The organism is Lactobacillus sp. (assembly GCF_014803895.1).
In genome coordinates, this window is sequence record NZ_JAAVAU010000021.1 from 1 (window position 1) to 18484 (window position 18484).

At 32.8% G+C, this 18484-nt stretch carries 18 protein-coding genes and 3 tRNA genes; 4 read left to right on the forward strand and 17 right to left on the reverse strand.

Annotated elements, in window-relative coordinates:
- From HDR40_RS09925 to HDR40_RS06585, 10 genes are all read right to left on the reverse strand, one after another.
- A partial coding sequence (locus tag HDR40_RS09925) for a helix-turn-helix domain-containing protein (protein WP_365936777.1) occupies positions 1–68 on the reverse strand: 68 nt, incomplete at its 3' end.
- A gap of 385 nt (positions 69–453) precedes the next feature.
- Positions 454–1056: an isochorismatase family cysteine hydrolase gene (locus tag HDR40_RS06545; protein ID WP_290627696.1), complete on the reverse strand. Its 603-nt coding sequence runs from the start codon at positions 1054–1056 to the stop codon at positions 454–456.
- A gap of 8 nt (positions 1057–1064) precedes the next feature.
- The gene (locus HDR40_RS06550; protein WP_290627698.1) at positions 1065–1799 is read right to left on the reverse strand and encodes an IclR family transcriptional regulator; all 735 of its coding nucleotides are present in this window, start codon (positions 1797–1799) and stop codon (positions 1065–1067) included.
- 192 nt (positions 1800–1991) lie between these two features.
- Complete coding sequence (locus HDR40_RS06555) at positions 1992–4664, reverse strand: calcium-translocating P-type ATPase, PMCA-type (RefSeq protein ID WP_290627700.1); 2673 nt, start codon at positions 4662–4664, stop codon at positions 1992–1994.
- A gap of 62 nt (positions 4665–4726) precedes the next feature.
- Positions 4727–5557 (reverse strand): ammonia-dependent NAD(+) synthetase, encoded by an 831-nt coding sequence (gene nadE / locus HDR40_RS06560; protein WP_290627702.1) that lies wholly within the window; start codon positions 5555–5557, stop codon positions 4727–4729.
- A 1-nt stretch (position 5558) separates the two neighbouring features.
- Positions 5559–7031 (reverse strand): nicotinate phosphoribosyltransferase, encoded by a 1473-nt coding sequence (locus HDR40_RS06565; protein ID WP_290627704.1) that lies wholly within the window; start codon positions 7029–7031, stop codon positions 5559–5561.
- A 67-nt stretch (positions 7032–7098) separates the two neighbouring features.
- Positions 7099–7797, reverse strand: a complete 699-nt coding sequence (locus tag HDR40_RS06570) for a glycosyltransferase (protein ID WP_290627706.1) — start codon at positions 7795–7797, stop codon at positions 7099–7101.
- Entirely contained in the window at positions 7794–9755 is a 1962-nt protein-coding gene (locus tag HDR40_RS06575; RefSeq protein ID WP_290627708.1) for a glycosyltransferase family 2 protein, read from the reverse strand. Before HDR40_RS06575 ends, HDR40_RS06570 begins: the two co-directional genes overlap by 4 nt.
- Complete coding sequence (locus HDR40_RS06580; RefSeq protein WP_290627710.1) at positions 9745–10854, reverse strand: glycosyltransferase; 1110 nt, start codon at positions 10852–10854, stop codon at positions 9745–9747. Before HDR40_RS06580 ends, HDR40_RS06575 begins: the two co-directional genes overlap by 11 nt.
- Positions 10855–10868: 14 nt before the next feature.
- Positions 10869–11600, reverse strand: coding sequence for a WecB/TagA/CpsF family glycosyltransferase (locus tag HDR40_RS06585; protein WP_290627712.1), 732 nt, complete (start codon positions 11598–11600; stop codon positions 10869–10871).
- Positions 11601–11701: 101 nt separating this feature from the next.
- Here HDR40_RS06585 and tagD point away from each other — a divergent pair, with 101 nt between their 5' ends.
- Positions 11702–12088, forward strand: a complete 387-nt coding sequence (gene tagD / locus HDR40_RS06590) for a glycerol-3-phosphate cytidylyltransferase (protein ID WP_290627714.1) — start codon at positions 11702–11704, stop codon at positions 12086–12088.
- Positions 12089–12113: 25 nt separating this feature from the next.
- Here the strand turns inward: tagD and HDR40_RS06595 are convergent, their stop codons facing one another.
- Both HDR40_RS06595 and HDR40_RS06600 read right to left on the reverse strand, forming a co-directional pair.
- Positions 12114–12815: a GntR family transcriptional regulator gene (locus HDR40_RS06595; RefSeq protein ID WP_290627716.1), complete on the reverse strand. Its 702-nt coding sequence runs from the start codon at positions 12813–12815 to the stop codon at positions 12114–12116.
- Between the two features lie 76 nt (positions 12816–12891).
- Positions 12892–14013 carry a hypothetical protein gene (locus HDR40_RS06600; RefSeq protein ID WP_290627718.1) on the reverse strand — a complete coding sequence of 374 codons (1122 nt, stop codon included), beginning with the start codon at positions 14011–14013 and terminating at the stop codon, positions 12892–12894.
- An 84-nt stretch (positions 14014–14097) separates the two neighbouring features.
- Between HDR40_RS06600 and HDR40_RS06605 the strand changes: the two genes are divergently transcribed.
- Positions 14098–14400: a rhodanese-like domain-containing protein gene (locus HDR40_RS06605; protein WP_290627720.1), complete on the forward strand. Its 303-nt coding sequence runs from the start codon at positions 14098–14100 to the stop codon at positions 14398–14400.
- 76 nt (positions 14401–14476) lie between these two features.
- Here HDR40_RS06605 and HDR40_RS06610 read toward each other — a convergent pair.
- From HDR40_RS06610 to HDR40_RS06630, 5 genes are all read right to left on the reverse strand, one after another.
- Positions 14477–14548 (reverse strand) — tRNA-Gln (locus HDR40_RS06610).
- Positions 14549–14603: 55 nt separating this feature from the next.
- Positions 14604–14685: transfer RNA gene (locus HDR40_RS06615), tRNA-Tyr, on the reverse strand.
- A 120-nt stretch (positions 14686–14805) separates the two neighbouring features.
- Entirely contained in the window at positions 14806–15714 is a 909-nt protein-coding gene (locus tag HDR40_RS06620; RefSeq protein WP_290627722.1) for an L-lactate dehydrogenase, read from the reverse strand.
- A gap of 95 nt (positions 15715–15809) precedes the next feature.
- Complete coding sequence (locus tag HDR40_RS06625) at positions 15810–16130, reverse strand: DUF898 family protein (RefSeq protein WP_290627724.1); 321 nt, start codon at positions 16128–16130, stop codon at positions 15810–15812.
- Between the two features lie 199 nt (positions 16131–16329).
- Positions 16330–16401, reverse strand: a tRNA-Gln gene (locus HDR40_RS06630).
- A gap of 165 nt (positions 16402–16566) precedes the next feature.
- On the opposite strand from HDR40_RS06630, the gene HDR40_RS06635 reads away from it, so the two are divergent.
- Together HDR40_RS06635 and HDR40_RS06640 are read left to right on the forward strand one after the other, a co-directional pair.
- Positions 16567–17358 carry an HAD-IIB family hydrolase gene (locus HDR40_RS06635; protein WP_290627726.1) on the forward strand — a complete coding sequence of 264 codons (792 nt, stop codon included), beginning with the start codon at positions 16567–16569 and terminating at the stop codon, positions 17356–17358.
- Between the two features lie 166 nt (positions 17359–17524).
- The gene (locus tag HDR40_RS06640) at positions 17525–18214 is read left to right on the forward strand and encodes a peptidoglycan-binding protein LysM (RefSeq protein WP_290627728.1); all 690 of its coding nucleotides are present in this window, start codon (positions 17525–17527) and stop codon (positions 18212–18214) included.
- Positions 18215–18484: the final 270 nt, after the last annotated feature.

Genomic DNA, 18484 nt, shown 5'->3' on the forward strand with positions numbered 1-18484 from the left:
AACATTTGGGCTAACTTATCTTTTTGAACTTGATTGGGATAGAGTCTTAATTTAATTCCAGCTAACATTTTTTCACCTCCTCGTCGCAAAAATTATAGCAAATTCAAAAATATACTAAATAAAATAGAAAATCACCGAAAAAGCTGGTTTCATCTCGGCAATGAATTACCAAGTTTTCACCAGCTCGTAATATTATAAATTATCTTGTTGCTAGTTCTAGTATCTTCTTATAATTAATTATTTCAAAAAACTATTCGTATTATAATTCATTTTTTAATAATTTAAGTATATCAATGCAGAAAAAAGATTTCAGGAAAACCATAGATAAAATTTATTCAATTTGAATACTTTCATATAGATAGAAGATGGACTAATTTAAATCATAAGCCTGTTAACTAAAAAATAGGAAGTGCATTAAAACACTCCCTATTTTTCTTGTGTAGCTTTACTATACTACGCCTTCATTTCATTCAAAATATCTTGAGTAGACTTTTTCGTAGCAATATTATTCATTGCATAGTCCATTGCAGCTTTTTGCCATTCATCATTAATTGTAGATGTACCATCAGTAACTACTGTGACCTTATAACCAAAATCGGCAGCATCCCTGCAAGTATGTTCAACAGCCATATTAGTCCAAACACCAGTAACAATTACATTTTCAATACCAAGATTCTTTAACAAAATATCTAACTGTGTACCATTGAATGCACTCATTCTAGTTCTTTTCAAAACAAAATCTTCTGGTGCTACTTCAATTCCATCAACAAAGTTACCACCCCAGCTGCCATCAACTACACTGCCAATTTCAGTAATACTTTCAAAAATTGGAGCATTTGTACCTACACCAGGTGCACCATCTTTAACAACAAATTGATTATGAAAGACTGGCATGTTATTGTCATGGGCCATGTTAATTAAGGAAGCAATATGTTCAACTACATGTTGCTTTTTAGCATGTTCAACCGCGCCGCTCTTTTCTGATTTTCCACCAACAGACATGTTATCATTTTGCATGTCAATTACTAATAAAGCTGTTTTCTTTTTATCAAACATTTAATTCCTCACTCTAAAAATTTCATCTCAATTTCAATACTCTTTTCCTTCATCTCATGAGCCAATTTCTTAATATCACAGCGTTTTAATTCATCAAGCCTACCCGAAAGCCCCATAACAGCTACACTATTACTATCTTGCATAATTGGGACTGCTAAACAACGAAAGTTTATTGCCTTCTCTTCATCATCTAACGCATAGCCTTGTTCCCTAATGATCTTCAATGACTTCTTTAAGGCATAATTATCAGTCAAAGTATATTTTGTCTTTCTTGAAAAAATATCTAACTTTAATAACTTTTCTCTTTCATCATCATTTAAAAATGCCAATGCACATTTTCCCATTGCCGTGGTATTTAACGGCATACTTTCACCCAGACGACTAAAATCTTCTTGATGATTTTTTGCAGGTACTACTTGAGTAATGACTATTTTATTTTGAAAAATAATACCAATGTAGGCACTCAAGTGATATTTATCAACTAACGGCTTCAGAATAGGTACCGCCGTCCAATTAATCTTGGGATTATTAGTGGACCTAAACTTATTTTTCAAAAAGTATTGATTATCTTTTTTTACTAAAAAATCTAACTCTACTAAAGAATAGAGCAATCTAAAAGTAGTAGATTTTGAAAGATCTAAACTTTGCATCGTTTCCTTTAGTGTGACAGATTCCTCTTTGTTAACTAGATCTATTACTTCTTTAGCTTTAGCTAAAGTTGAAAGGAGATATTTATTATCCATGGAGTCTCCGCCTTTCGATTAACAATATTACTTGGATTGAGTATATTAGAAAACAAAATAAAAAAAGTTTCAAATAATGAAACTTTTTATTTATTAATTCCCTTTCTTCCAACACCACACCCCAATTTTTCCTTAAGCTAAAGGAATGGATAGAAGTTCGTTGACCATTAACTAACTCTAAGACGAATTAGATTAATTATTAGGTAATCTTCTTTGGAAAAACTTTACAATCTCAACAATAACTATCATTAAACAGCCTGCAATCAAAACAACAAGCCATTGCGTACCATTTAATTCAGTAACATCGAACAATTTTGTCATAAATGGCAATTCAACTGCCGCCATAATCAAAGCAGAAACAATGATTGCTCTATTAAACCACTTATTTTCCAGCGTTTGCTTACGGAAGATTGATTTATGGATAAATTTAGAGTTAATAGCATGAAATAACTGAATTAACCCTAAAGTTAAAAAGGCCATCGTTAAGGCATCCCCATGTTGCAAAGCACCTTCACCTACATGAGGACCTACGTGAAGACCGAATTGATAAGCACCTAGCACTAAAATTCCTTCTAAAATACCTTGGTAAATAATCGAGCTAGCTACACCACCAGAGAAGAAGTTGGAGTTTCTACCACGCGGCTTTTTCTTCATAATTCCCTCTTCCACTGGCTCAACACCTAATGCAATAGCCGGCAAAGTATCAGTTACTAAGTTAATCCAAAGCAATTGGACCGGAGCTAATATATCCCAACCAAGCATTGTCATCATAAATACAGTTAGTACTTCACCAACATTACAGCTCATCAAGTAAAGGATTGCCTTTTGAATATTAGCAAAGACTTTACGGCCTTGCTTAATTGCTTCAACAATAGTAGCAAAATTATCATCTGCTAAAATCATATCCGCCGCCCCTTTAGATACTTCAGTACCAGTAATTCCCATTCCAATACCAATATCAGCCTGTTTCAAGCTTGGTGCATCATTAACACCATCACCGGTCATAGCCACAATCTTATTATTTGCCTGCCATGCTTTAACAATTCTGACTTTGTTTTCCGGTGATACACGTGCATAAACACTATAATCAGCAACATGCTCAATAAAGTACTCATCAGATAATTTATCAAGTTCAGCTCCGGTAAGGACACCATCATTATTACCAGGATTTAAAATCCCTAAACGTTCAGCAATTGCAGCCGCGGTTACCTGATGATCTCCTGTAATCATAATTGTTCTAATCCCAGCACTTTTAGCTTCTGCAACAGCAGCCTTGGCTTCTGGGCGCTCTGGATCAATCATTCCCACTAGACCCACAAAAACTAAATCTTGCTCAACATTGTTAGTAACTGGGGTCTTATAAGGTTCATCAATAACTTTATAAGCAAATCCTAAGACACGTAAAGCATTTTGGGCCAAATCTTGGTTAGTAGCTAAAATTTTGTCTCTTTGTTTTGAAGTAATTGGGCTTACTTGTCCATCATTTTCAATAGAAGTAACCCGTTTAAGTAATTCATCTGGAGCTCCTTTAACAGCAACATAAAATTTTCCATTTTTATATTTATTCACCGTTGACATGAGCTTTCTTTCTGAGTCAAAAGGAACTTCTTGAATACGAGGATCTTGTTTTAATAAGCCCTGAACATCAATTTGTTGATCAAAAGCATATTGAATAAGTGCTGTTTCAGTAGGATCTCCCAATAGGTTACCACCATTTTCAATTTTAGTATCATTCACTAAAATCATAGAAAGTAATAACGGATTCTCCTTATTAATCTTTTGATCACTACTATGAATAGACGAATTATAATATAGCTTCTCAACTGTCATTCTATTTTGAGTTAAAGTGCCAGTCTTATCTGAACAAATAATATCAGTAGCACCTAATGTTTCAACAGCAGGTAACTTCCTGACAATTGCTTTATGTTTGGCCATAGCTTGTGTACCCAGAGCCAAAATAATCGTTACAATAGCTGGCAGTCCTTCAGGAATAGCGGCAACTGCTAACGAGACAGCAACCAAGAACATATCAATCATTAACTTGTTCATTGGTTCACTACCTTGTTTGGTAAAGATACCTACAACAAAGACAACTACACAGATTGCTAAAATCATAATAGTTAAGGTCTTACCAAGTTGGTTTAAATTCTGCTTTAAAGGTGTATCAGTTTCATCAGATTCATTAAGCATCGTAGCAATCTTACCAACTTCAGTAGTCATCCCAGTTCCTGTAACAATGCCTTCACCACGACCGTAGGTTACATTAGTATTTGAATAGGCCATATCAGCACGATCACCTAAAGCAACCTCGTCGCCCTTAGGAATCTTTGTATTTTTTTCAACTGGTACAGATTCACCAGTTAAAGCCGATTCTTCAATTTTTAAACTTGCAGCTAAGCCTAAACGCATATCAGCTGGTACAACATCACCTGCTTCAAGTAATACAACATCACCCGGTACAATCTCAGTACTTGATACTTGTAAAATTTCATTATCACGTCGTACATGAGCTACAGGAGTCGACATCTCTTTTAGGGCATTAATAGCTGCTTCTGATTTTGCTTCTTGAAAAACACCTAAAATTGCATTAATCAAAACAACAATCATAATAATAGCAGCATCAGTCCATTCATGAGCAATAACGCCGGATAAAACAGCAGCTACAATCAAGACAATTATCATAAAATCTTTAAATTGATCAATGAATTTCATCAATAAGCCACGTTTTTTCCTAGTTCCCAATGTATTTGGACCATCTTGTTCTAAACGTTTTTTAGCTTCTATTTTTGATAAACCTGTCTTAAGAGAAGTTTTTAGTTCTTGCTCAACTTCAGATATCGACTGCTTATAATATTTTGTAGACACTTTTTTCTCCTCTAACAAAAAAGACCAATGTCCATCTCTGGCCAGAGGTCTTGCTTACAAAATTAATTTTTATAAAAGGTATCAAAAATAGTTACTGGCATATGACGCTTGTGTTCACTCTTTTTCCACAACTTTTCAATTTGCTCAGCAGCTTCCACACTAACCTCTTTGCCTTCAAGATAATTATCTACATCTTCATAAGACACACCTAACGCTACTTCATCTGGAAGAGAAGGACGATCTTCTTCCAAATCAGCAGTTGGGGCTTTTTTATAGAGATGTTCCGGACAGCCTAATTCTTTAAGCATAGCCTTACCCTGACGCTTATCTAGACGGAATAATGGTGTAATATCAGCTGCTCCATCGCCATACTTAGTATAAAAGCCAGAAAAGTTTTCAGCTGCGTGGTCGGTTCCAATTACAGCACCTTTATTAGCACCAGCGATTGCATATTGTACTACCATTCTTTGACGCGCCTTAATATTGCCCTTATTAAAATCAGTAATTTTTTGTCCAGAGGCTTCCACAGCTTTAACCATTGCATCTACTGGATCTTTAATATTAACAATCAAATCTTGATCTGGTTTTTGAAATGCAACTGCATCTGCCGCATCACTGGCATCTGCTTGCACACCATAAGGTAGACGAACTGCAATAAATTGGTAACTATTATCTCCAGTTTCTTCACGCATTTCTTCAATAGCCATTTGAGCCAATTTTCCAGTTAAAGTAGAATCTTGCCCACCAGAAATCCCTAAAACATAACTCTTCAAAAATGGATTTTCCTTTAAATAATCTTTTAAGAAATCAACAGATTTACGAATTTCTTTTTTAGGATCAATTTCTGGCAAAACATGCTCGTAAGCAATAATTTTTTCTTGTAATGGGCGCATTTTAATAACCTCTCTTAACAATTTTTGAACGAATATTATTAATTAAACTCATCTTGTGATCATAAAGTTTTTGCGACAAATCAACTGGATAGTCTTGTGGATTTAATGAACGTTTATATTCATCCCAAAGACCATCTAAATTACTTGCTGTAAATTCTTTAATTTCTTGAAGACTTGGTTCATTATAAATCAGTTTACCACTTTCAAAAATAGTTTGAAGTAATGGTCTAGCTGTAAAATTAGTAACAACCTTATTAATATAAGTATATTGCGGATGAAACATAAACAAAGCATCAAAGTCTCTTGGGTCTTCATCATAATGTGATACCCAATCGCCTTCATTCTTTTTAGCTTCATTAGCAGAAATTCGCCAAACTTGTTTTTTACCTGGAGTTGAGACTTTAACGGCATTTGAAGAAATTTTCAAAGTATCTTGCATTTCACCGTTTTCATTTTCAATAGAAACTAGCTTATAAACTCCTCCCAATGCAGGTTGATCAAAAGCAGTAATTAACTTTGTACCTACACCCCAAACATCAATTTTGGCATCTTGCATTTTTAAGTTTTGGATAGTTTTTTCATCTAGGTCATTCGAAGCATAAATTTTAGCATCAGTAAAGCCTGCATCATCTAATTGCTTACGAACTTTTTTAGAAATATAGGCCATATCACCGGAGTCAATACGCACACCTTGGAAATTAATTTTATCACCCATTTCCTTTGCGACACGAATTGCAGTCGGAACACCACTGCGTAAAGTATCATAAGTATCTACTAAAAAAACACAATTTTTATGTGTTTGCGCATATGCCTTAAAAGCCTTATATTCATCATTATATGCTTGAATCAGTGCATGAGCATGTGTACCAGAAATTGGAATTCCGAATAATTTCCCTGCGCGCACATTACTAGTGGCATCAAAACCACCAATATAAGCAGCTCGTGTGCCCCAAATAGCAGCATCAGTTTCTTGAGCCCGACGCGTTCCAAATTCCATTAAACTATCATCGCCAACTGCTACCTTAATTCTTGCAGCCTTAGTTGCAATTAAACTTTGAAAATTAATAATATTCAACAATGCAGTTTCAACTAATTGACATTGAGCCAAAGGTCCCTCTACCTGTAATATTGGTTCATTAGCAAAAACCAACTCACCTTCTAAGGCAGAGCGAACTGTTAGCTTAAGTTCAAAGTTACGCAGATAATCAATGAAATCATCATCATAACCTTCTTGCTCTTGCAAATACTTTAAATCACTTTCTGAAAAATGCAAGTTACTCAAATAATCAATTACTCGGCTTAAACCAGCATTAACTGCATAACCATTACCAAAAGGTTCTTTTCTAAAAAATAATTCAAAAACAGCATTACGTTCACTTATTCCCTCTTTAAAATAAGTGTACATCATATTTAATTCATATAAGTCAGTATGGAGGACCAATGAATCTTCTTGGTCAATTCGTTTATTTAACATTTTTCCTCACTAGAATAATTTTTAATATTGTTTGTTTCTATTATAATCAAACTTATTCAGATAACAATTATCTAAATACTTTAGCATATAATCCTGCTTCAAATGGCGTTTTAATATGCAACTTTAAGTCGGTTACAATTTTTCGTTTTAAAGGTTTTTCGCCTTCCATCCAAGTTCCTGTAAAAATATGAATAGTCTTGGACCTTTTTGAAGGATTACATAAAACCCCATCGGGATAAACGTGAATTCCATATGGTAGCCATTGTTCTTTATTATTAGGCTTAGCACCATATTTATTTTTTAAAATTTCAGAGACAGAAACAGTATTAACACCCGCTAACTGATTATTTTTATCAAATTTAAAATTACGATCATCGTAATAATCAAGCATATCTTTAATCAATTGATGCTTTGGTTCCGCTCCAAAAACTGCAGTAAATGGATTATCTTTATTTTCAAAACCTACAAAGGCCCGATTTTTTAATAAATCATGTAAATTATCAAGTACTAAAACATCAGTATCAAGATAAATTCCACCATATTCATAAACTACTTTAGCTCGAATATAATCAGATACAAAGGCCCATTTTTTAGCTTTATAAGCTTGTTCAACATATTTATTTTCGTGAATATCAAAATTACTTTCATTCCATTCAATAATTTTATAATCACCTAAATGTTTTTTCCAAGTTTTCATACAAGTTTGGATATTTTTAGGTTTAGGATTTCCTCCTACCCAAACATAGTGAATAATTTTTGGTATCATCTTTTTTCCTCTATTGTTACATAATCTTTAATTGTAAAGAACTCTAAAATTCTTGCTAATCGTTTCTTTTGAGATGAATCTACGTACATTATACCGGGCCCTTGAGATAATTGATTCATAAATTTGAAATAAAAGTCATCAAGTTGATGCTTAGAAACATCTTTTTCAAATTCTTCCATATCACACCCGTCATAAACTTTTAACTTATTTGGTAAAACTACTTTAATTACCTTTTGAGGATGATAATTTTTAGCAAAACTTGTAATAGTATCTAAATAAATATTTTTTTGCCTAGCTTTTTCAATTAAGTGAGGCGTAATATTTTTCAAACTTGTCCGCCCCATTTTAAAGAAAATTAACCCCATGCTCGAAAGATGTAGGCGACGCATTTTTTGATAAATACGTGACTGTGTAGTAAAGGAATTAATTTTAAAATTAGCCAAAATATGGTGCAAAGTACGCAATTGTCCTGAAAAATCAGCTAAATCCTTTGATTTTGGAGCTAGTTTATCTCCCCGACGCAAACCAATAAAATTAGCGTTTGCCATTCTTAAACCAAGGTTATTATTTGCATTATACCAACTTGGCAAATTATTAATTAAATGATTTTTCTTAACACTACTTTCAAAAACTTCTCTTCGCCAATAAATATATGGTACAAATAAATCCTGACCTTTTGATAAAGCAAGTTTAACTACAGTGGCACGACTATCATAATATGCTGGAGAACGAATAATTTCATGAATTTTTCCTAATCGACTTTCTTCCTGTATTCCAACAAAAATCCCATCACATTTTTCACTACATAAGCTTGCCATAGCTCGATAAAACACATTACAATCATACAAAGCATCTTTCGGATCTAAGACATAACAAATATCTCCACTAATATGTTTTAGACCAAATCTAATCGCATTAAGGCGACCACTATGTTTTATAGAAAAATATTTAACCGGCATTTCATTATACTTAAGATACCGTTTAAAATATGACATTGTTTTATCACTAGAACCATCATCAACTAGCACAACTTCCCAATCTTGATAAGTTTGAGTTCTAATTGACTGTAATGCTTTAACAATCGTATCTTCATCATTATGAGCAGGGATAATTACTGAAATTTTGCGATGATTTCTATCCAGATAAATTGAACCAAAGACATTAAACAAATTAACATATATTACTAAACAAAATACTAAGAAAATAATATTTAACTTCCTTGGTTGACCAATAAATAGTCCTATCTCACTAACTAAAGTAAAATACCCAATTGCAAAAAATACATAAACGGTCGGCAATATCCTCTCTTGTGCTTTACAAAATATTCCAGCTACTATTAAAATAACTGGCAAAGCAGCGGCTTCAATAGCCCATGGAATATTTTCCCAAGAAAACATTGGCCATTCTAAAGTTACCCATACTACAGCACATAAGGCTACAGCTAGATAAACAATCAATAAGCTTAAACGAAACTGTTCCGTAAAAGTTATAGCAAACCTTTCTAAATAGAGAGAAAGTATAATTAAAACTGTAATTAGTAATCCCCACGCACCCGCAGGTGGAAAAACATAAGCTAAACAATTTAAATTAATTATAATTAATAAAATATTTTTTAAAGTAAAATGTCTTTCTAAAAAATATAAACTTGCTGTAGTTGTCAAAAGTCCTATTTGGTAAATAAATTCTGGAGTACGAATACTTACTAAGCCGCTAAGATCAATTATATTTAAAAACCATAAACTAAAACTTAACCAAGTTGTAGCTTTTTCCAAAAACCACTGATCAATATCGTTTAAATCACTAAAAAATAAAGCTAACACTAAAAATAAGGCATACGCAGTATTCAAGATAAAATTTAAAGCTGATTCATTCCAAAAAATATCTATCAGTTGTAAATAAAGTGGAATAATACTTACGCCCACTAACAAATAGTTAACATTTCTTCTCTTAGTCGCCATATTTTTCGCCTAAAATCGATTTGTAGTAGTTAACTATAACTAAAAGCTGATTTTGCATTGAGAAAGTCCTAGAAAGATATTCTTTTTCTTTTTTAGCCATTTTAACTAAGTCTTCTTTAGGCATATTAATGGCTACTTTAAGTTGCTTAGTAATTGAATCTACGTCACCAATCTTTGTTATAAAACCATACTTAGAGTTAGGAATCATTTTTTCAATATCTCCAACATTAGTAGAGAGAATTGGAACTAAATTATCGCTAGCTTCTAGTAAAACTAATGGAAAACTTTCAGAATAAGAAGTTAAAACAGCCAAATCCATTTTACGATATAGTTCTCGTATTTCTGAATGGCTCAAAAAGCCATGAAACGTTACTTGATTACTAATTCCTAAATCACGTGCTAATGCTCTAAGATTGTTAAGTTGACCACCATCACCAACTAAATGTAAGCGAACATTAGAATTATCTAATTGCTTAATTGCTTTCAACAATATATCTTGACCTTTAACCTTTTCAGTTCGTCCTACATTAATAATATTGAAGTAGGGATGACCATACTTAGTTGGAATTTCATTGTTAGGATGAAAAAAAATACCATTATAAATTACACAAATCTTTGTTTTTTTAATACCAATTTTTTCAGTTAAAATACTAGCAAAATTTTGCGTAATTGCTAAAATTCCGTCTGCACTACGTAAAGCTCTTAAATTTAATTTAGTAAAAACTTCACCTAACATCCCTCGACCTTCAAAATCTCTTAAAGGATCTGAGTGAACAGTAATTAGCCACTTAGCATTAATTTTTTTCTTAATTAAAGATACATATAAATTAGCTCGTGCCCCATGAGTATGAACGATATCATAATTTCCATCATTGATAAATTTAGCTAACCGACTTAATGCTTTTAAATCATAACGACTGCGTGTTCCTAAAACACTTGTTTTAATTCCAGCTTTTCTACTTGCTTGCGTTACCGGTCCTTCTGCCAAAGTCAGTAATTCAAAATCTTGACCTTCTTTATTAGCTTCACTTAAAAGATGTACGATATGAAATAAACCGCCACCCTTTTCTAAGCCTGCATTAATATGGAGAATTTTCATCTTTTACCTCAATGTTACTTATGAGAATTTTTATTTTTTTGTACCTCTACGACAAACTGTGGTAATACCATCATTCGCTTAAATCTTGTTGGATTAGTAATTAAACGATAGAACCATTCCAAATGTGACTTTTGAAAAGCAACAGGTGCACGTTTAACTTTTCCAGAAAAGACATCAAAACTACCGCCAACACCCATCATAATTGCTGGAAGATTATCTTTCCTCATAATAGAAATTAACTCTTCTTGTCTTGGAAAACCAATTGCCGCAAATACCATATCAGGATTGGTTGCTTCAATTCGCTTAGCTACAGTATTTAAATCATCTTTAAAATAACCATCTTCTGCACCAACTAATTTTATTTCAGGATAATCTTTGGCTAATTTGATTTTAGTAGCTTCAATGACATCAGGTTGAGCACCTATTAAGTAAACTTTTAGTTTTCTTAGATTTGCTATATATAAAAACCAAGTAAATAAATCATATCCAGTTACTCTTTCAGCTAGAGGAGTTTTTTGCATTTTTCCTGCTAAAACAATTCCTATTCCATCAGCAGTCACATAATCCGCATTATGCTGAATAATATTCCTGAAATTTTTATCTTTATTAGCTGCCATCACAATTTCTGGGTTAGCAGTCACAATCATCGTTGAAAGATGATTATTTAATCTACCAATAAATTCATTTTTAAATTCTTCTAAAGAGCGATTATCAAAATCTATTCCTAATACTTTTACTTTATTCATTTTTATTACTCAAAATTATTAAACTCAACATTAATTATCTTCCTATATTTTAACAGAGGAGTCATTTTTGATAAAATACAGATAATATTAAGGAGAAAATTATGAAAAAAGTTATTACTTATGGTACCTTTGACCTACTTCATTATGGTCATGTTCGGTTACTCAAACGAGCCAAAAAACTTGGTGATTACTTAATTGTGGGATTATCAACAGATGATTTTAATGAATTTAAAAAACATAAAGAAGCTTACAATAATTATGAAGAAAGAAAGTATATCTTAGAAGCTATCAAATATGTTGATGAAGTTATTCCTGAAAACGATTGGGATCAAAAAATTGACGATATAAAGAAACATCATATCGATACCTTCGTAATGGGGGACGACTGGCGAGGACAATTTGACTTTTTAAAACCTTATTGCCAAGTAATTTATCTTCCTCGTACACCAGGTATCTCCACCACTAAAATAAAAAAAGATCTTAAATAAAAAGCTAGACCTTATGGTCTAGCTTTTACTTTGCAAAGGTAAATTCAAATCTTTCAGCCACATAAGAAGCGCGTACATACTCAAACGGTTGTCCGTCACTAAGTTCAGTTACTTGACGACGCGTTACTAACGCTTCACCTTTTCTAACAGAAAGTAGACGAGCATCATTTTCACTAGCAACCGATGCGCCAATATTTTCAGTTACATTTCCAATCTCATAGCCACCTTTTTTCTTCAAAGTATCATATAGGCTTGCAGAAACTTCTTCTTTTGAAAAATCTTTAACTAAATCATACGGAATAGTAGCTACTTCATAACAAATCGGCACATCATCAGCTGAACGGACACGCTCCATTCGTAATACATTATCAGTATCCTTAATATTCAATTTCTCTTTTTCTGATAGTGACGGTTTAGTTATGCGATATGAAATTAACTTACTTGAGGGTACTTGTCCATTAGAGCGAGTAATATCGGTAAAACTCATTACCCCGGACATTTTCTCCTGAACTTTTTGGCTAGCAACATAAGTACCGCTACCAAGTCTTCTTTCTAAAATACCCTCATCTTCAAGCGTTTTAATTGCCTGACGTAAAGTCATCCGCGACACATTAAACTTTAAAGCCAGTTGGCGTTCTGCAGGAATTCTTTGACCTACAACATATTTTTTATTTTCAATATCACGTTTAATTTGATTATGAATTTTAATATACATTGGTTCTTGCATACTTTAGTGCCTCCCTGGTCCGAGTTAATTAATCTAGGTAATATTATAAGTAAATTGGTCTAATTGGTAAAGCAGATTAATTATTGGTTTTAACCTCCCATGGTATACCAATAATATTAATATTATTTTTATTATCACACTCTACTTCTAACATCTTATGATTTTTATCAGAAAGAACGTTCAAAATTACCCTAGCATTATCCTGGACAGCTAAAGTAGAACTATTAGGATCCATAATTAAATCATGTCCTCGCATAAATGCTGAACCATTAAGTGCTACAAAATATCTAAAATCTATTCCACTAGAAAAAACTACTCTAGTTGCATCACATTCTGCTTGATCTTGAAAATCGGCATGACTTGAAATTGAGCTATTATTAATAGTTAATCTAGCTTCATTGCATACAATCAACCGATCAAGATTAGAATTTTGCATAAGTGTACGTGTTTTTTTATCTAAAAATACTCCTCCCGCAAAACTGCAATTAACAATATTTACCCACGAATCATCTGATACATAAAAACTTGAATCAATTTCACTAATAACTTTAGAATTGAGCATATTCATCCAAGTTTGACCGTGAATTAATGCTACGGTTACTTCTGAATTATTTAAATCTACCTCACAATTAGAATTAGTATAGGTACTCAAACTTCCTTTAATAATTGAATTAGAAATTATTGCAGTTCCTTTTCCCTGAATTCCAATAGCTGAATATTTATCAGAATCATAATCCACTAAACAATCATTCATTGTAATCCGAAAATCTGCATTTTCAAAAAGTGAAATACTTGCACCCAAAATCTTTACGGAAAATAATTCTAAAGTACACCGTCCATTTACCGCAATTGCTGCCGTATTATCTATCCCACCTTCTACCACTATATTCCGTAAAGTAAGATAAGTATCCGCAACGTCTTCTACAAAGAGAGGATTATAATTAGTATGGGTTTGGAGACAGAGATTTTCTAAAGTAAAAAATCTACAATCCCCTCCTAAGATAAAATTCCCATCAATAATGGTATCTTCTGGGCTACTACCAGTCCCCTTAATTGTTAAATCACACACCTGCATCCCTTGTTCTAATTTATAATAGCCAGGTTCTAAAAGTAACACATCATCAGCTTGAATATTTTTTAAAGCATCTTTCCATTCCACGCCACTACCACGGGCGCCAACTTTAACAAGTTTTGTCACTAAAATCGTGTCCTTTCTACTTTTTCAAAAATATATTCTACTCTCTTCGTTAAATTTTTGCTTTAATTAAGTAAGGAGGTATTTATGAAAGAAATTACAACTAAACAATTACAGGAAATAATAAATCAAAATCCTAAAATCAAGCTTTTTGATGTTAGAGAACCAATGGAATATGGAGCTGGACATATACCGGAAAGTATCAATTTTCCATTAGCAAAAGTAAGCGAATTTAATTTTCCAAAAGATAAAAAATACTACTTTATCTGTCGATCTGGTAATCGCTCAAACCAATTCTGTAACTATTTGAATACTCACGGTTATCAAGATATCATTAACATTCAAGGAGGAATGCTTGAATGGGATGGAGAAGTAGTATCTGATTTTTAATTTTATAATAAAATACAAAAAAACGTCTTCAATTGAAGACGTTTTTTCAAGGGTTGGGTTTCTTAAAATAAGAAAATTGGGTTAGCTGGATTCGAACCAGCGCATGACGGTACCAAAAACCGTTGCCTTACCACTTGGCTATAACCCAATTCATTGAACTTTTACTTGTTGTTCAACTAATTACCAGCTGGATAATCCAGCAATGGAGGCCAGTGGATTCGAACCACCGAACTCAGAGAGAGCGGTTTTACAGACCGCCGCGTTTAGCCACTTCGCTAGGCCTCCGAAAGATTACTTAATTATAATACCTAACATAGTAATAAAATGCAAGTATATTTTTCAAAAAAATCAAAAAAAATTTATTTATAAAAAAATAAAGAGATCCATAATGAATCTCTTTGTAATCTATTTTAATTGTGCAATATGTTTTTTTATAAGATCAGCTGAAGAATGTAGTTTTTTATCTTCTTCATCATTCAATGGAAGTTTAACAACTTTTTCTACTCCATTTTTACCGATAATTGCAGGATAACCAATATAAGTTTTTACTTCATCTAGATAAACAGAAACAGGAGCAAACAATTTTGCATCACTAAAAACAGCCTGTACTAATCTTACAGCACAAGTGGCAATGGCATATGAAGTATATCCTTTACCAAAAGCTACCTTAATGGAATTTTTATTAGGTTGAGCACTTAATTCCTCTTCCTCATCCTTGCTAAACAATTCATCAGCACTACGGCCATTAATATGTACTGTCGACCAAGCAGTAAATTGGGAAGCACCATGTTCTCCTAAAACAAAACCTTCTACATTACGTGGGTCCTCATTCAACTTTTCTCCAACAATCCTTTGCATTCTTGCAGTATCTAAAAAAGTACCTGTCCCAAAAACCTGTTGTTTTGAAAGACCACTAGCATTTTGCAAGATAGTGGAAATTGCATCACAAGGATTAGAAATATTAATTAAAATACCTCTAAAACCTGATTCCTTAATTTGTTTACCAACTTCTTTAGCATTTTTAGCATTAATATCAAATTCCGCAAAGCGGTCACCAGTCTTAACAGTAGCTGCAATATCTCCAAAAGAAGTAACTACTATATCCATATCTTTTAACTTGTTCCAGTCTTGCATTAAAACGTTCACATGATAGTCATTCCTAGCTAAAGTATCACGTAAATCATTGTACTCAGCTTCTACCTTATCCTGATTTTTATCAAGTAAAAGTAAAGTATCGGTAATACCATGTGTAAATAAAGTATATGCAACTGTAGCACCTACGTGACCCAACCCAATAACAGCAACTTTTCTCATAAAAGTCCCTCTCTTTCTGTTCTAACTGTGAACCTTAATTTCTACGTTCATTTTATTATTAACTACTGTAAAACGAAAGTTTAATCTTAACTAATTTAACTAATAAAGATAGTATTCTTTGCTTTCCAATCACGCAATTTTATTCCTACCCAAAAAGTATAAATCCCTAATGTAATAATTGATAGTAATAGCCACTTAATCCAGTTCCCAAATAAGCCCCAGGCACTTCCAACAAATTTCATCCTATGTCCTTCAATTACTGTATGATTAGTTTCCCAACCATATACTAAACATACTGCCCAAGGGAAACAGATTCCGAATGTACAAACTGTCAAAATAAAGCCCAATATTTTCCAACCAATATAGGCAAATAAACCACCGTCAAAGAAAGAGTTTCTACCATGTTTTGTTTCCACTATAATAACCTCTGTTCTATCTAAGTATATTTATATTATAGTGTTAAGTCAGGAACAAAAAAAGACTAGCAAGCTTTACGCTTCTAGTCGTTTGAATAAGTTAAATTAATTTTATTATAAATTCAGATAACTTTTTAAAAATAAAAAAAGCTTTAATATCAAGCATCGAAACACTTAAAATTAAAGCAAATTATAAATATTGGGTTAGCTGGATTCGAACCAGCGCATGACGGTACCAAAAACCGTTGCCTTACCACTTGGCTATAACCCATTTCCTTGAACTTTTACTTGTTGTTCAATTTAATTACCATTTGACTAGCTAAGCCAATCAACATCTAATACTATACTAATTTTAAAATAAATTGTCAACAAAATAATTAAACTTTTTTCTATTTTCTGCTTTTTGCTATAATTCTACATAGAAAAGAGGCTTTTTATGACTACTCCAAGACTTATTTTTAGTGAAATTGATAATACCCTAATTAGTCCAAACTATCCTTTAAGTCAGGAAACAATTTCTGCCATTAGAAAACAAATTATTCATGGCAACCTATTTATTCCTGTTTCTAATAGAATGCCCAAAGCTATGCTGACTGTTGTAGGTCAAATTACTACTGCATCTCCTATTATTGCTTACGATGGTGCACTTGTCCTCGACGAAATGGGCTCTCCACTAAATTCACAATTTATGAGTATTGAAACTGCGACTAAAATTTGTACTATAGTAGAAAAATATCCAAAACTTGTTTGGAATATTTACAGTGGCTATAATTGGCTAACTCAAAATATTAACAATACTTTTGTTACCAACCAAATCGAATTAACTCAAGTCAAACCATTTCCAACTATTATTGAACACTTAACTGAACTTAAGGGGGTTCATAAAATTTCAATTATGGGTGAACATGATGAATTACTTCAAATCCAAAAAGAACTAGTTCAGATTAAAGACTTAACTATATCTTTTTTTAACAATAATACCCTAGATATTCTTACCAAAGATGTCTCACGTACAAACGCTATGAAAATTATGGCTGATTATTTTGCAATTGACTTGAAAGACTGTATCGGTTTCGGTGGACTTATCCAAGATGAAGATATGCTTACTAAAATAGGTCATCCTTATGTAACAAGAAATTTGTTTCAAACCACTAGCAATAAGTTTCACATGATTCCACAAATAAATCATCAGCCTGATTTTGCTCAAATTTTAGCGGATTTCACCTAAAATTACTCTTTATTACAAAAAAACTAACGATTTTCATAGCTTTATAACCTTATCGACTCTGTTTTGTAACAAAATTGCAATAATCTCCTCGTATCATTAAAGATGTCAATTACGAAGAACAAATTTTTAATGCTAATTATTAACTTAAATTATAAGGAGAATTATATTGAATAAGTTCAAGTCAGTCTTAATTAAATTAACTGCCGGTGCTGCTCTTGCTTTCACTGGTGTTGTAGCTATTAATACAACTACTACTGCTTCCCATGCAGAAGCTGCAACAACACTTAAAACTAAGAAGATCACTATCGACTCAAAAGACGGTGCTAAGATTTGGACTTCTTACTACAAGGGTACTTTTACTGGACAAACTGCTATGTACGGTGCCAACTACACATACACTAGTACCGCAGTTGATCCAAATGGAAATATGTGGTTTAAGATTGGCGAAAACCAATGGGTTAAGGCCGATGATATTGTTATGGGTGAATTAACTACTGCTGCTAAAAATGCCCAAAAAACAACTACTACAACTACCACAAAGACCACTACTAAGAAAACTACTACTAAGAAAACCACTAAAAAGACTAGTACAAAGAAAACAACAAAGAAAACAGTTTCTCAAGCTCCTACCAGTGCCGAAGCTGCTGCTAAAGCTTGGATTGCAATGCGTGAATCTGGCAATAATTACAATGCACGCAATGGTCAATATATTGGTAAATACCAACTATCCGCTTCCTATTTAAATGGTGACTACTCAGCAGCTAACCAAGAACGTGTTGCTAACAACTATGTTAAGTCTCGTTACGGTTCATGGGTAAATGCTAAGAATTTCTGGTTAACTCACGGTTGGTACTAAAATATTCAAGACAAAATGGATTCGTATGTTATGATACGAATCCATTTTTTATTTTTATTTATAATAATACAAGCTGGTGAAAACTCAGTATTTATTGCTGAGATGAACCCAGCTTTTTTTAGTTGCTTTTCTATTTTATGGTATTTTCGAAAATGAACTACATCGGGAATGAATTCCCGAGTTTCTGGGAACAACAGGTAGTGTTTAGGATCTTACAGAGAATTAGCTTTCGATGTCCGAAAGGTCTCATACCTAACTCACAGAACCTGT

Bases quoted from the DNA above. Each gene is read 5' to 3' on its own strand.
- HDR40_RS06635 (WP_290627726.1), top strand. From the start codon at position 16,567: ATGACTACTCCAAGACTTATTTTTAGTGAAATTGATAATACCCTAATT.
- HDR40_RS06585 (WP_290627712.1), bottom strand. From the start codon at position 11,600: ATGAATAAAGTAAAAGTATTAGGAATAGATTTTGATAATCGCTCTTTA.
- HDR40_RS06580 (WP_290627710.1), bottom strand. From the start codon at position 10,854: ATGAAAATTCTCCATATTAATGCAGGCTTAGAAAAGGGTGGCGGTTTA.
- HDR40_RS06575 (WP_290627708.1), bottom strand. From the start codon at position 9,755: ATGGCGACTAAGAGAAGAAATGTTAACTATTTGTTAGTGGGCGTAAGT.
- HDR40_RS06595 (WP_290627716.1), bottom strand. From the start codon at position 12,815: ATGCAAGAACCAATGTATATTAAAATTCATAATCAAATTAAACGTGAT.
- HDR40_RS06570 (WP_290627706.1), bottom strand. From the start codon at position 7,797: ATGATACCAAAAATTATTCACTATGTTTGGGTAGGAGGAAATCCTAAA.
- HDR40_RS06605 (WP_290627720.1), top strand. From the start codon at position 14,098: ATGAAAGAAATTACAACTAAACAATTACAGGAAATAATAAATCAAAAT.
- HDR40_RS06550 (WP_290627698.1), bottom strand. From the start codon at position 1,799: ATGGATAATAAATATCTCCTTTCAACTTTAGCTAAAGCTAAAGAAGTA.
- HDR40_RS06565 (WP_290627704.1), bottom strand. From the start codon at position 7,031: ATGTTAAATAAACGAATTGACCAAGAAGATTCATTGGTCCTCCATACT.
- HDR40_RS06545 (WP_290627696.1), bottom strand. From the start codon at position 1,056: ATGTTTGATAAAAAGAAAACAGCTTTATTAGTAATTGACATGCAAAAT.
- HDR40_RS06620 (WP_290627722.1), bottom strand. From the start codon at position 15,714: ATGAGAAAAGTTGCTGTTATTGGGTTGGGTCACGTAGGTGCTACAGTT.
- tagD (WP_290627714.1), top strand. From the start codon at position 11,702: ATGAAAAAAGTTATTACTTATGGTACCTTTGACCTACTTCATTATGGT.
- nadE (WP_290627702.1), bottom strand. From the start codon at position 5,557: ATGCGCCCATTACAAGAAAAAATTATTGCTTACGAGCATGTTTTGCCA.